Origin of the sequence: Amycolatopsis sp. TNS106, from assembly GCF_019330265.1 — a bacterium.
Classification (GTDB): domain Bacteria; phylum Actinomycetota; class Actinomycetes; order Mycobacteriales; family Pseudonocardiaceae; genus Amycolatopsis; species Amycolatopsis lurida.
Window position 1 is genome coordinate 2,922,907 of the sequence record NZ_CP024972.1, and the last position, 13,197, is coordinate 2,936,103.

Annotated in this window: 13 protein-coding genes and 1 pseudogene; 7 read left to right on the top strand and 7 right to left on the bottom strand. The window is 68.9% G+C overall.

The genetic code is table 11. The features are described from left to right. The first annotated feature begins 107 nt into the window (after positions 1-107). Positions 108-449 (top strand): hypothetical protein, encoded by a 342-nt coding sequence (locus tag CVV72_RS13070; protein ID WP_219152697.1) that lies wholly within the window; start codon positions 108-110, stop codon positions 447-449. Next, the gene (locus CVV72_RS13075) at positions 446-1,258 is read left to right on the top strand and encodes a hypothetical protein (protein WP_219152698.1); all 813 of its coding nucleotides are present in this window, start codon (positions 446-448) and stop codon (positions 1,256-1,258) included. Before CVV72_RS13070 ends, CVV72_RS13075 begins: the two co-directional genes overlap by 4 nt. Before the next feature lie 110 nt (positions 1,259-1,368). On the opposite strand, the gene CVV72_RS13080 is transcribed toward CVV72_RS13075, so the two are convergent. Both CVV72_RS13080 and CVV72_RS13085 read right to left on the bottom strand, forming a co-directional pair. Beyond that, positions 1,369-2,019, bottom strand: a complete 651-nt coding sequence (locus tag CVV72_RS13080) for a hypothetical protein (protein WP_255632666.1) — start codon at positions 2,017-2,019, stop codon at positions 1,369-1,371. An 81-nt stretch (positions 2,020-2,100) separates the two neighbouring features. Continuing rightward, a complete protein-coding gene (locus CVV72_RS13085; RefSeq protein ID WP_370641955.1) occupies positions 2,101-4,152 on the bottom strand; it encodes an ATP-binding domain-containing protein in 2,052 nt (683 codons plus the stop codon). Positions 4,153-4,352: 200 nt separating this feature from the next. Here CVV72_RS13085 and CVV72_RS13090 point away from each other — a divergent pair, with 200 nt between their 5' ends. Continuing rightward, positions 4,353-4,757: a hypothetical protein gene (locus tag CVV72_RS13090; RefSeq protein WP_219152700.1), complete on the top strand. Its 405-nt coding sequence runs from the start codon at positions 4,353-4,355 to the stop codon at positions 4,755-4,757. Between the two features lie 135 nt (positions 4,758-4,892). Here the strand turns inward: CVV72_RS13090 and CVV72_RS13095 are convergent, their stop codons facing one another. Next, positions 4,893-5,321, bottom strand: coding sequence for an HIT family protein (locus CVV72_RS13095; RefSeq protein ID WP_219152701.1), 429 nt, complete (start codon positions 5,319-5,321; stop codon positions 4,893-4,895). Positions 5,322-5,348: 27 nt separating this feature from the next. Next, entirely contained in the window at positions 5,349-5,984 is a 636-nt protein-coding gene (locus CVV72_RS13100; RefSeq protein WP_255632667.1) for a helix-turn-helix domain-containing protein, read from the bottom strand. Between the two features lie 473 nt (positions 5,985-6,457). Between CVV72_RS13100 and CVV72_RS13105 the strand changes: the two genes are divergently transcribed. Together CVV72_RS13105 and CVV72_RS13110 are read left to right on the top strand one after the other, a co-directional pair. Beyond that, positions 6,458-7,237, top strand: coding sequence for a hypothetical protein (locus tag CVV72_RS13105; RefSeq protein WP_219152703.1), 780 nt, complete (start codon positions 6,458-6,460; stop codon positions 7,235-7,237). A gap of 41 nt (positions 7,238-7,278) precedes the next feature. Further along, positions 7,279-8,229 (top strand): beta-propeller fold lactonase family protein, encoded by a 951-nt coding sequence (locus tag CVV72_RS13110; RefSeq protein WP_219152704.1) that lies wholly within the window; start codon positions 7,279-7,281, stop codon positions 8,227-8,229. 159 nt (positions 8,230-8,388) lie between these two features. Here CVV72_RS13110 and CVV72_RS13115 read toward each other — a convergent pair whose 3' ends face one another. Then, the gene (locus CVV72_RS13115) at positions 8,389-9,045 is read right to left on the bottom strand and encodes a response regulator transcription factor (protein WP_219152705.1); all 657 of its coding nucleotides are present in this window, start codon (positions 9,043-9,045) and stop codon (positions 8,389-8,391) included. Beyond that, positions 9,042-10,184 (bottom strand): sensor histidine kinase, encoded by a 1,143-nt coding sequence (locus tag CVV72_RS13120; protein WP_219152706.1) that lies wholly within the window; start codon positions 10,182-10,184, stop codon positions 9,042-9,044. Before CVV72_RS13120 ends, CVV72_RS13115 begins: the two co-directional genes overlap by 4 nt. Positions 10,185-10,349: 165 nt before the next feature. On the opposite strand from CVV72_RS13120, the gene CVV72_RS13125 reads away from it, so the two are divergent. Continuing rightward, a complete protein-coding gene (locus CVV72_RS13125) occupies positions 10,350-10,820 on the top strand; it encodes a DUF6326 family protein (protein WP_219152707.1) in 471 nt (156 codons plus the stop codon). Between the two features lie 447 nt (positions 10,821-11,267). Here the strand turns inward: CVV72_RS13125 and CVV72_RS13130 are convergent, their stop codons facing one another. Further along, on the bottom strand, positions 11,268-11,648 hold the full coding sequence (locus CVV72_RS13130; RefSeq protein WP_370641907.1) for an STAS domain-containing protein: 381 nt from the start codon (positions 11,646-11,648) through the stop codon (positions 11,268-11,270). Here CVV72_RS13130 and CVV72_RS13135 point away from each other — a divergent pair. After that, a pseudogene (locus CVV72_RS13135) lies at positions 11,551-13,191 on the top strand (APC family permease); the annotation flags it as partial. The gene CVV72_RS13130 and the pseudogene CVV72_RS13135 overlap by 98 nt on opposite strands. Positions 13,192-13,197: the final 6 nt, after the last annotated feature.

Here is a 13,197-nt window from a genome sequence, read left to right on the forward strand (position 1 = left end):
CCCTCGCCCACCCACTACGGTGCGATAGACGATTCAGGATGGCACAAGGGAGGGGCGAAGTGGCGGCATTCGACGAGGGACAAGCGCTTGTTCTGTGGTGCACCGCCATGTCGGATCTGCGCCAGGCCGCCGTCGCCGGCCGGTGGACCGACCGGCTGGAACGTGCCGCCTCCCGCGTGCGCGCGGGTGGTTCGGCGTTGGACGCGTGCCGGCAGTTCGACCTGCTCGATGCCGAATCGGCGGAGCCGACCAGGAGCGCGGGCACTCCCGACCGCATGCCCGTATATCCCAGCACGCGGAGCTCTCGTCCGCCAAGGACCGGACGCGGCGAGTACAGCTGCCCGCGCAAGGTGTGCATGCGCCACGACCATCGGGACGACAACGGGCACCCGCCCGTCTGCGCCTTGTTCGACAACGAGCCGATGCTGCCGACGGGCGCGACGCCGTGAACCCCTTCTTATCGTCGCTGAGCGGCAAACTCGCCGAGCGATGGGTCGCGACCCTCGTGCTGCCGGGGGCGCTGTTCATCGCCGCGGTGGTGTGCGCGGCCCGGCTGGGGCACCGCTCGGCGTTCGACCTCGTCTCGGTGACCGGCTGGATCGTGCGGGAGGCACCACGCCTGCCGGTCGCGGCGGCAGTCTTCCTGCTGGCCGGTGCCACGGCGACGGCCATGGCCGCGCAGGCGGTCGGCAGCCTGGCCGAGGCGGTGTGGACCAGACCGTGGCGCGGGCCTGCCGCCTGGCTCGCGCGGGGGCTGGTGGCCTTACGCGGCAGGCTCTTCGATCGAGCGGCGGCCAAGGCGGGGGTGGATCCGGTCTCCGCCTACCGTCCACGGCATCCGGCCTGGATCGGCGAGCGGTTCCGGCTGCTGAACGCCCGGATCGCCGGGCAGTACCACGGCCTCGATCTGGGCTTGGTGTGGCCGCGCCTGTGGTTACTGGTCCCGGAAACGGTCCGCACTCCAGTGCAGGCGGCCGAATCCCAGTTCAGGTCGGCCACCAGGCTCGTCGGCTGGGGCCTGCTGTACCTCGGCCTCGGGATCTATTGGTATCCCGCGGCGCTGGCCGGAATCGGCGCCGTCGCGGTGGGGTGGAGCCGGGCCCGATCCACCACCGCGACACTCACCACGTTGATCGAAGGCACGGTGGACACCCATCTCGACACGATCGTCACCGCTCTCGGCCACACCGTGCCGGCCGCGGGTTTCACCGGCGAGCTTGCCCGCCGGATCAACGACCGGCTGGCCAAGGGCGACTGACCACCCGAACGGTTCCAGCCAGAGGCCCACGGCCCGCGCGAATGTCCATATTGGACGGACACGGAGCGGCGGATGGCGCGAGTCTTGCGGTATGAGAGTGCGTTGCAACTCTAGAGGTGACGATTCCAGGGACTTTCGGCGCCTGCCCGTGTCGCGCTGCCGCCGGGTGGCAGGTCGAGGGTGTCGATCAGGCTTTGGTCTTCGTCGATGGCATGGTGCAGATGACCGATCTTGCCGGTGCCGCCGTCCGCGTCGGAAGCGCCGATGAGCTGCCACATGCCGTCCTCGGCATCGTGCTGGACAAGCAGAATCGGCTCGCTTCGCTCGAAGATCTCACGGGTCTGGATACAGGTGGTGCGCAGAAGCCAGTGCAGCATCCACCAAGCCCGCCGATCGCGCTGCATGATCCGGTCGGCGACCCACCAGATGAACGGCAGGTCCTCATGGGCACGCGCCTCGTCCGCGGTCAGGTCCGGGCCACCCTCCGGCACCCGCTCGAACGGGTCGTCGGTCAGCGAGAACGCATGCCCGTCCTCGGTTTCGAAGACGACGGCGTGGAAGGTTCCGCCGCCAGGGTTGCCCGCGCCGATCCCGACCGACAGATGAGCGACATGCGGGTCCGACCCCGTCGTCCAGCCGAACGCGTACGACGCCAGCTCACCCTGCGGGCCGACGAACTCCCCGAACGCGCGCCGGTCCATGCCTGTCGCTGTGGCTGTCGGCACCTCGACCAGCGCACCCTCCAGCACCTGGATATCCACCACCGCAAGATAGCCGATCATCGGCACGGCAGGACGCGACTCGTGGCATGAGCGGACGGGCGGGGAGGTCGAGCGGTGTCGTCAGGATGTGAGTTCCGGGATGGCCGCCAGTTCGTCCGGCGGGGGGCCGGGATGCACGATGCCCAGCCGGTGGGTGGCTCTGGTCATGGCGACATACAGGTCGTTGTGGCCCAGCGGTCCCGCGGTGAGGATCGCCACCGGGTCGATGATCACGACCGAGTCGAATTCCAGTCCCTTGGCCTGCTGAGGAGCCAGTAACACCACTTCATCCGTCAGATCCGGCAGCGTGGCCAGGGACAACTCGGCGGCCAGCCGTCCGAGATGCCTGCTCGGGGCGATGATCGCCAGCTGGCCCTCCGAGTGCGTCGCTACCAGGTCGGCGACGACCTTTGGCAGCTCGGCGGGGGTGGTGCGCAGGCGCCACGGGGGCCGGCCGGTGAAGCGGACCGACCGGGGTGGCCGCAGCCCCGGATGGCTGGCGGCGAGCAGGTCCGCGGTGGCGGCCATGATCTCCGATGGTGTGCGGTAGTTGACCGTGAGCTCGGCCAGCCGCCAACGGTCGTTCAGGTGCGGCCGCAGCACCCGTTCCCACGAAGAGGCGCCCGCCGGGTTCCCCGTCTGAGCGAGGTCGCCGAGGACGGTCATCGATCTGCTGGGGCAGCGACGCATCAGCATCCGCCACGCCATGGCGGACAGTTCCTGTGCCTCGTCGACGACCACGTGCCCGAACGTCGCCGGGCTGCCGCCCTGGCCGATCAAGGCTGCGGCCTCGTCCAGCAGCGGGACGTCGGCGACGCTCCAGTCGGCGCCCGGACTGTCGACGACGTCCGACACCGCTTCCTGCGGAGTCAGCAGCGGCCAGAGGCCGTCGAGCACGTCCTGGACGCCGGCATCGATCAGCAGGCTGTCCCGGAGACGGGCCTTGTCGATCTCGTCCAGCAGGTTCGTCGGTCCGTCGTGATCATTCCGGCCGATCACGACACCCGCGGCCGCCAACGCGCGCAGGTCGGCTTCGCTCAGCCGGCCATCAAGGCTGCCGCCATCCAGAGCTTCGCCGGTATCGGAGAGCACCACCCTCTCCATTTCCTCGATCAGTCCCTGGGCAAGTGCGTCCACGATCTCCCGCGCGAACACGAGCCTGGCCCGGTTATGCGGCAGCCCGGTCCGCCGCGCCCTCTGCACGGCACGGCGGCAGGTCTCCGGCTCGAGCCGCAGTTCCTGCTGTTCGAACTCGATGTCGATCGGCTCGTCGGGAATCCGGACCCGGGCGCGCACCGCCGCCCTCAACCGTTCGGCCATGCCCACCCGGCCCTTGGGTTCGGCGGTCTCGGGTGGATCCACGCGGCTGACGCAGACGCCCGGGCACAGGTCGGCGATGGTCGCGGTCACCACGGTGTTCTCGCCCAGACCGGGCAGGACCTGGCCGATGTAGTCGAGGAAGAGCCGGCTGGGGCCCACGACCAGGACACCGCGGGCACGGAGGTGGAGATGCGTGTAGAGCAGGTAGGCGACCCGGTGCAACGCGACGGCGGTCTTTCCCGTTCCCGGGCCACCCTGCACCACGAGCACTCCTTGGTGCCCACTCCGGATGATCCGGTCCTGCTCGGCTTGCAGGGTCGTGACGATGTCGCGCATCCTCCCGGTCCGGTCCGCTGTCACCGCCGCCAGCAGCGCGCCCTCCCCGACCAGGCTGTCGTCGGCGGCGTTGTCCGGGTCGAGCAACTCGTCGTCGAGCGCGACGACCCTGCGGCCTCGCGTGGTGATGTGCCGTCGTCGGCGGACGCCGTGCGGCTCGGTCGCGGTCGCGACGTAGAACGGCTGAGCCGCCGGTGCGCGCCAGTCCACCATCAAAGGTTCGTCATCCGTGTCCGGGAACAATCCCAGCCGACCCACGTAAACACGGCGGCCGTCGCGCATGTCCAGCCGCCCGAAGCACAGCCCCTGTTCCACCGCGTCGAGACGGGTCACTTCCGCTTGCCAGGTAGCCATCGCCGCGGGGTCTTCGCCGGCGCGACGCGCGGCCACCAACCGCGTGGCCGCCTCTTCGCGCAGGGCATCCACCCGAGCGTACAAAACCGCCAGGTACTCCTGCTCGACGTCGATCTCAGTGATGGTCACTCAAGCGCTCCCCGCAATCGATGCTCAGTGACATCGAGGATGCGCAGTGACCGCACCGAAAAACAGTCTTGTTCTTTCCCGCGGCCTCAGCCGCTGGGGCTGTAGCCGCCGCAGCACAACCCGCTCATGCCCACTACAACCGCGAAGCATCAAACGCGCGACTCGCGGCTCGGTGCCACCGGCATACTCTGGCAATGACCGATTTTCCGCCGGACGTGGAGATGCGCTACCGGCGTCTGGCGGTACAACGGCGCTGGCCACTGGAGACCGAAGCCGCGTTCCGGGCAAGCGTCGCGTGGTATCGGGCGTTGGACGAGGGCTCCGAGCTTCGCCGGTACTACGAGTACGCGGATCGCGAAGGCCTGGTCGACGAAGGAGCTCGCTGGCTGTGGGAGGCGATCGTGGTCGACCACGAGACAGTGGCCCTCAAGCAAATCGAGCTGGACTCGTCCGGGACCGCTCACCGCTACTGGTGGCGGAACCTCGAGGATGACGCCGGCGGACTCACCGACCAAGCACTCGACCTCGCCGACCCCGGCCTCACCCCTGTTTCCCGTTCCACGTTCTATGCGCTCTGGGACAGCGGCACCGGCAAGTGAAGCTCGGGCGGGGTGTCCGAGCGGCGCGCGGAGCACGGGAGCGCGGCCGACGCTGCGCGGAACCCTCGATCAAAGGCGGGAAGATCGATGGCACCGATTGTCCAATGTGGACAAAATCCGGTCCGCTGTGCGGCGTCACCGTGCCGCCGTACGGCCTTCGGCGAGATGGTGACGGATGACGTGGACGGTCTTCTCCGTGTCGGCGGGGGAACTCTGCTGGGGTGCGTCGCGGAAGGCGGTGCCGCGCAGCGGGTGGTGTGCGGGGCGGGGGTAGAGCCAGGCGTGGAAGTGCGGCACGCGGTCGCGGGTGGAGACGACGTGGACGCGTTCGGCGTCGGTGACGGCGCGCAGGGTGGCGTCCAGGCGGGTCAGCAGCCGGCCGAAGCTCTCGGACTCGGCGGTGGTCATCTCCGCGAAGTCGGTGAAGTGGCGGCGGGAGGTCACCCGGAGGGCGCCCGCCATGGTGGTCGCGGCGGGTCCGTGGGCGACGAGCCAGTTCTCGTCTTCGTGCACCCAACCGCCGAACTCGGGGGCGGGCGGGTCGCAGTACGGGCAGTCCGACACGGGATGCTCCTCCATGGTGGTCGGTCGTCACGGCGCGGAAGCGATGGTGACCAGCTGGTCGATGCGTCGGGTGAGCTGAGCCAGGACGCTCTCGAAGGCCTCGTCGGTGTCGACCGGACCCGGATCGGGGACGGACCAGTGCACGCGCCGGTCGGCCGGTCCGAGTTCCTCGAAGGCGTTGTCGCACACCGCGACGACGAGATCGGACGGTTCGACCACGTCTCGCACGTGGGCCGTGCCGGCGCGCTCCAGGCGCAGGCCGTGCCGACGGGCCGTGCTGACCGCGCGGGGGTTGAGGCGGTTGCCCGGGTGCGTGCCCGCCGAGGTCACCGGGATCGGGCTGCGTTCGCCCCACACGGCGGCGGCCAGGGGTGAGCGGGCGCCGTTGCGGGTGCAGACGAACACCACCCGTGGCGCGGGGACCGTCGGTGTGATGTGCAGGCCGGTCAACGGCTCGGGCGTCAACCGCACGTACGCCCGCCGGCCGTCGGCGTGCGACCTGGTGCGCTCGACCAGGCCGGCCTCCCTCAACACCTTGAGGTGATGGGCGAGCAGGTTCGAGGCGAGGTCGAACCTGCGGCCCAGCTCGCCGGGTGAGCGGTCGCCCACGGCGAGCAGGTCGACGATGCCGAGGCGCACAGGGTCGGAGAGGGCGTGATGCACCGCCGCCCGCCTTCGAAGTGATATGTCAAGTTCCATTGACTCAATCCTTGCTGAGGTGCTTAGTTGGGTCAACGTACGTCTACACCTTGAGCCCCAGGAGGCGGACAAGGCCAGAGACGATCACCGACCGACTCCGCACTCGACGCCACGACAGCGTGGCGGCGCGAACGAGCGCGGCCTCACGGCGGCGGCCGATTTTCCGCCATAGTGGCGATGCTATTTCGCGCCCATTTTTAATTTAGCCCGATTTCGAATGATCGCGGAGTAGCAACGGCGATTAGTGCGTTTCGCCGATGTGGAAAAGTCACCGAGTCCGTACGTTCATGATGATCGTACTTGACCACCTCTCGGAAATAGAGGAAACCGTGACTACGACAGAATTGAGCATAGGCGGAGGCGGCACACTCTGGCAGCGATGGGCCCAAGCCCCGGTTATAACCAAAATGTACTGGCTGCTGCGATTGGGCGTTGCCGTGGAATATCTCGGCCACGGGTGGGCGGGACTGAGCCGATCGCGGGCGTGGCTGCCCTATTACGACCTGTTCGGCATCTCCGCCGACGCGGCGGTGGACTACATGATGTATGTCACCGGCGCGGTGGACATCACCGTCGGGCTGGCGGTGTTGTTCTTCCCGCTGCGGATCGTATTGCTGCACGCCACGGTGTGGGGCGTGTTCACCGCCCTGCTGCGGCCGGTCGTCGGCGAGGGCTGGTGGGAGTTCCTGGAGCGCGGCGGCAACTACGGCATGCCGCTGGCCCTGCTGATCCTGGTGGGCGGCGGTGGGTGGTCGCTGCGGCGCTGGTTCACTCGTGGCGACCTGCCGATCGCGGTCTCCGATCGCGCGCACGTCGGCGTGCATTGGGCCGCGCGCGGCGGTCTCGCGCTGCTGCTGATCGGCCACGGCGGATTCGGCGCATTCGAGGACAAGCCGTACCTGTACAAGTTCTTCGAATTCTTCGGCATCGGGCGCATGACCGTCGAATCGGCGAATCTATTGGTCGTATTCGGCGCCTTCGAAATCCTGCTCGGGCTGGCCGTGCTGATCCGCCCGGCGAAACCGTTGCTGTGGTTCGTGCTCGGCTGGAAACTGGCCACCGAACTGCTCCGGCCGCTGGTCGGGCAGGAGTGGTTCCAATTCGTCGAGCGCGACGGCGACTACGTATTGCCGCTCGTGCTCATCGTCGGCGCGGGTGTCTACGCGCTGTCCCGTGACCGCCTGCGCGGTTCCGCCGCCGTCCGATCCGCCTCCTGAAAGGTAATCCGTTGCGTCGACTGATTCTTCTCGTCACCACCATGACACTGCTGGTCGCGGCGCCGGTCCCCGCGAGCGCGGCGAGCGGGCGCCCGGTCGAACTCGGCACCATCCCGATCGGCGCCAACGCCCGGATGGTCGCGTTCACGCCCGACCACCGACTGGCCTACGTCGCCAACGGCGGTTCCGGCACCGTCTCGGTCATCGACCCGGTCCGCCGGATCGAGGTCGCCACCATCCCGGTCGGCACCTTTCCCTACGGCATCGTCTTCGATCGCTCCGGCCGCCACGTCTACGTCTCCAACCGCGACTCCGACGACGTGTCGGTGATCGACACCGCCCGCCGGACGGTGGTGAAGACCATCCCGGTCGGTGACGCGCCCCGCCTGGCCGCGCTGCGGCCCGACGGGCGCGAGGTCTGGGTCAGCAACACCGGCTCCGACGCGATGTACGTCATCGACACCCGCACCCAGGCCGTCACCCGCACCATCCCGGTGGGTGACGCGCCGCGCGGCGTGCAGTTCACCACCGGAGGCCGCCACGCCTGGGTGGCCAACTCCGACGCCGACACCGTCTCCATTGTGGACACCGACACCTACACCGCCGTCGCCACCATCCCGGTCGGCGACGAACCGCGCGGCGTGCTCATCACTCCCGACAACCGCACCGCCTACATCAGCAATACCATCGCCGGCACCGTGTCCGTGGTCGACGTCCGTACCCGCGAGGTCACCGCCACCATCGCCGTCGGCGTGAAACCGCGCGGCATCACCCTGGCCGCGGGCGGGCGGATCGCGTACGTGGTCAACGCCGGCCCCGGCCCCGCGGGCACGGGCACCGTCGTCACCTTCGACACCCGCACCAACCGGGTGCTCGGCGAGGTCGCGGTGGGCTTGGACGCGCACTGGTCCGCGCCCGGGCCCGGCCACCGCTACATCCTGGTCACCAACTCCGGCTCCGGCACGGTCTCCATCCTCACCCTGGCTTGCTGACGACCTCCACCCCCCACGGTCCGGCTCCCCGACGCCGCCCACCCCGCCGCGGAGCCGGACCCCGGTTCGTCCCCGAACCCGCGGAGCGCGCGACGGCCGACCGGTGTCACGCCGCCACTCGGCCGGGGACCAGTCGTCTGCGGGTATGTCAGGTTCGGTTCAGTCCCCCACCCGGCCGGTGTCGTACGCCCACATCGCGATCTCGACCCTGTTCCGGGCGCCGATTTTGGTCAGCAGGCTGGCGACGTGGGTCTTGGCGGTCGTCAAGCCGATGAACAGCTCGGCGGCGATCTCCGCGTTCGTGCGGCCGCGGGCGACCAGCGTCAGCACCTCCTCCTCTCGTTCGGTGAGCGGCTCGATCGGTTGGGTCCGCCGGTTCGGTGGTTCCCGGCCGGCGAGCGTGGCCAGCAGCCGCCGGGTGATGTTCGGCGCGATCAGGGCATCGCCGACGGCGGCGGCATGGACGGCCTGGACGAGCAGGTCCGTCCCGGCGTCCTTGAGCAGAAAGCCCCGGGCGCCGGCCCGGAGCGCACCATGGACGTACTCGTCGAGGTCGAATGTCGTGATCACGACCACCGCGATCGGGTCCGGGACGCCCCGCCCGGCGAGGAGCTTGGTCACCTCGATGCCGTCGAGCCCGGGCATCTGGATGTCGACCAGGCACACGTCGGGGCGGAGCCGATGCGCCAGCTCGACGGCGGCGTGGCCGTCGGCGGCCTGGCCGACGACCTCGATGTCGGGCTGCGCGTCAAGGATCATCGACAGGCCGGTGCGCACCAGATCCTGGTCGTCGGCCACCAGCACGCGCACCGTCATCGGCGTACCTTGGTCGGCAGTTCGGCGTCGACCGTCCACCCGCCCTCGGGCGCCGGCCCGGCACGCAGCGTGCCGCCGAGCAGCTGCACACGCTCGGTCATCCCCAGCAGCCCGAAGCCGTGGTTCACCGACCGCGCCAGGTCGAGCTGACCGTCGTCGGTCACGCGTAGCCGCAGCGTTCCCGCGCCCTCCACGACCCGGATCTCCACCCGCGAGGCGTTGCGGGCGTGCCGCAGGGCGTTGGTCAGCGCCTCCTGCGCCAGCCGGTAGACCGCCGCGTCGATCTGGGGCGGAAGTTCGTCGAGGTCGTCCGGCAACGCCACGTCGACGACCGGGACCGGGGCGCGTCGCGCGAGGGAGACCAGGTCGGCGACACCGGGCTGAGGGGCGTACTCCGCCGGCACTCCGTCGCGCAACACCCGGACCATCGCCCGCATCTCCGCGAGGGTCCGCGCCGCTTCCCCTTCGATCGCCGCCAGCACGTCGAGTGCCGCCTCAGGTCGCCGGCCTGCCATCGCCCGGCCCGCTTGCGCCTGCACGGCGATCGCCGAGACGTGGTGGGCGACGATGTCGTGCAACTCGCGCGCGAGACCGACCCGCTCCTGGCCGCGGATCTGGTCCAACGCCCGGCGCCGGCTCTCGGCGCGGTAGCGGAACGCCGCGCCGCCCGCCGCCGCTGCCGCGAGGATGGCGAGCCCGCCGAAGATCTCGGTCGGCCCGATGTGGCCGGGGACCATACCGATTCCCGCGGCGACCGCCACCACCGCCAGCCCGATCACGATCTCGCGCCCTGAGCCCCAGCGGACCAGCGCGTGGACGAGCACCAGGACGTAGATCATCGTGTCGAGGCCCACGCTCGGGACCCCGCCCAGCAGGCTCGCCAGTCCCAACGCCATCGCGGTGCCGAAGGCCACCACGACACAGGCCAACGGGTGGCTACGCCGCCACAGCAGCACCGGCGCGAGTCCGACCGCCACGATCGTCGCGAACGGCCGCCAGGCGACGTCGTCCCGGAGGACGCCCTCGAGCAGCGCGGTCACCATCAACGCCGCGACCAACACCCAGTCGCGCGACATCCGTTCGGGCGGGTCCGTGGCGCGCGGCTCGGCCCACAGCGAGCGCAGGGCGTTGGTGGTCACCCGCCCAGCCTAGGGACCGCCGAGGCGGCGGGGACCGACCGAAAGAACGAGACGGCGCTCCTCCTCGCGGCCGGGGCGGGTCCGGCCTCGACGACGATGTGCCCGCGGCCGGGCTCGGTGATCGTTGGCCCACCGGTCCTCACCACGACGACAACGGAGCCCACGATGACAACACGTCAACCCACCACGAACGCACTGGACGACCAGCGGATCCCGGTGAGAGCCAAGCTCGCCGCAGCGTGGACGAGCCTCGTGCTCCTGTACGCCTACGTGGACATTCTCGCCTTCTTCAAACCCGGCGTCATCAAAGACATCGAGGCCGGCGTCGTCTTCGAGTTCGACATCAGCCAGCCGTTGTTCACCGTCTTCCTCACGCTCATGGCGATCCCGATCCTCATGGTCGTGCTGTCGATGACCCTGCCCGCCCGGGCGAACCGCACCACGAACCTCATCGTGGCCTCGGTACAGGTCCCCTTCGCGGCGTTCAACGCGGTGGGCGAGTCCTGGACGTACTTCTACGGCCTCGGCGTCGCACTGGAATTGATCGTTCTCGCCCTCGTCCTGCGGTACGCCTGGACCTGGCCCCGCACCGTCATGGCCGCCGGCCCGGGCGGTGAAACCGTTCGCGCCCGGTAGCAAGCGTGAACCGAGATCCAGCCCGGCCCGTCCTGTTCGGAGCCATCAGCCTTGGTGCTGAGGTGTAGGACTGCTGGCGGTGGGACACCGACTATCACTGCGACGTCGCGTAGGGGCCTTCCAAGGCCCCTACCGGCAGGTCAGAGCATCGAATGCGCACAGGCCACCGCATGGTCGACACCGATCACGCCCACCGTGCACATCCTCCGCTTCACCGCCCCTGTCCCGCGACGAGGCAAGCCCACGCCGCCGAATTCAGGTGTCGCCAGACTCATTCAAAGGTTCTTCCAGCGCCGAAAACGAAATACCGCGGGCACGGGGTGAAGTCGTCCAGCGGACACTGGTGATCGCGAGCAGGAGCGACGGCTCTGTGCCCCTCGCTTGCACTGAGACCCTTACCGCCACTGGCCGATGATCAGTGCCGGAATCCGTGACTTCGCAGCCGTCTCAGGCGCCGCCCACCGGGAGGATGCCCGTCAGTCCGGTCATGGCGACCAGCCTGCTGATTCTCGGAGAAGGCAAGATGAGCAGCGGTACTCGCGCATCGACGCATCTCGCGTTGAGCCGGACCAAACAGGAAAGCCCGCTGGAGTCGCAGAACTCCACTCCGGTCAGATCGACGACCACACCGTCCGGCGACAGGTCCATCAGCTTGTCGAACTCCGCTGCCAGCTTGCCGTGGGTGGCGAAGTCCAGGTCCCCGCCGACCGTCACCGTCACTCGTGCCGCGATCGCCTCCGCGGCGGCCAACATCGGCTCGGCAGTGCCCTTCGTGGGGGAACACAAAGTCGAGTTCGCGGTCGGCGCCATCGTGGTGCTGACCGCCATGAACCTCCGTGGTGTGCGGGAATCGGGCACCGCGTTCGCCATCCCGACCTACGCCTTCGTGTTCGGCATCCTCGCCATGATCGTCTGGGCGGTGGTGCGGGTCTTCATCCTGGGCGAGGAGGTACGGGCGGAAAGCGCGGACTTCACGCTGGTCGAGGAGAGCGGACATCTCGCGGGGCTTGGTTTCGCCTTCCTGATCCTGCGTGCTTTCTCCTCGGGGAGCGCCGCGTTGACCGGTGTGGAGGCGATCAGCAACGGTGTTCCCGCGTTCCGCAAACCCAAAGGCCGCAACGCCGCGACCACGCTGCTGATGATGGGCGTGCTCGCGATCACCATGTTCCTCGGCTTGATCATGCTCGCCCGGCTCACCGGCGCGCAGGTCGCGGAAGACCCCGCGCATCAGCTGATCGGCGCACCGGCGGGATACGAGCAGAAGACGCTGGTGGCGCAGCTCGGCAACGCGGTGTTCGCGGGCTTCCCGCCGGCGACCTGGTTCGTCATCTTCTTCACCGGCCTGATCCTGGTCCTGGCGGCCAACACCGCGTTCAACGGATTCCCCGTGCTCGGCTCGATCCTCGCGCAGGACCGCTTCCTGCCGCGGCAGCTCTATACCCGCGGCGACCGGCTGGTGTTCTCCAACGGCATCATCTTCCTCGCCGCCGCGGCCATTCTCCTCGTCGTGGCCTTCGACGCCGAGGTCACCCGCCTGATCCAGCTCTACATCGTCGGCGTGTTCATGTCGTTCGTGATCAGCCAGAGCGGGATGATCCGCCACTGGAACCGGCGGCTGCGCACCGAAACCGACCCCGCCGCGCGCCACCGGATGCGCCGCTCCCAGGCGATCAACGCCTTCGGCTTCTCCATGACCGCGCTTGTGCTGGTGGTCATCCTCGTCACCAAATTCACCCAGGGTGCCTGGATCTCGCTGGCCGCCATGGCCGCGATCTACCTGCTGATGACCGCGATCCGCCGTCACTACCAACGGGTCGGGGACGAACTCCACGACACCGATGAGGATGAGCCGATCGTTCTGCCGTCGCGTAATCACGCGATCGTCCTGGTGTCGAAATTGCACCGGCCCACCCGCCGGGCGCTGGCCTACGCCAAGGCTGTCCGGCCCGATGTCCTCGAGGCGATCACCGTCAACGTCGACAACCAGGAAACCAACGAACTCCTCGACCGGTGGGCCAAACAGCCCTTCTCCATCCCGCTCAAGGTCATCGAATCGCCCTACCGCGAGATCACCAAACCGATCCTCGACTACGTCAAACGAATACGCACCAACAACCCGCGCGACGTGGTCACCGTGTTCATCCCCGAATACGTCGTCGGGCATTGGTGGGAGAACGTCCTGCACAACCAGAGCGCGTTGCGGCTGAAGGGACGTCTCCTGTTCCAGCCCGGCGTCATGGTGACCAGCGTGCCCTGGCAACTCGCTTCGTCAGCCAAAGTCCGGCATCGCCCGGAACGGGCTCCCGGCTCGATCCGCCGAGGCCTGCAAACCGAGAATGCGGACGACCCTCGGAAGCGCGGCACACCGTGACCGCGC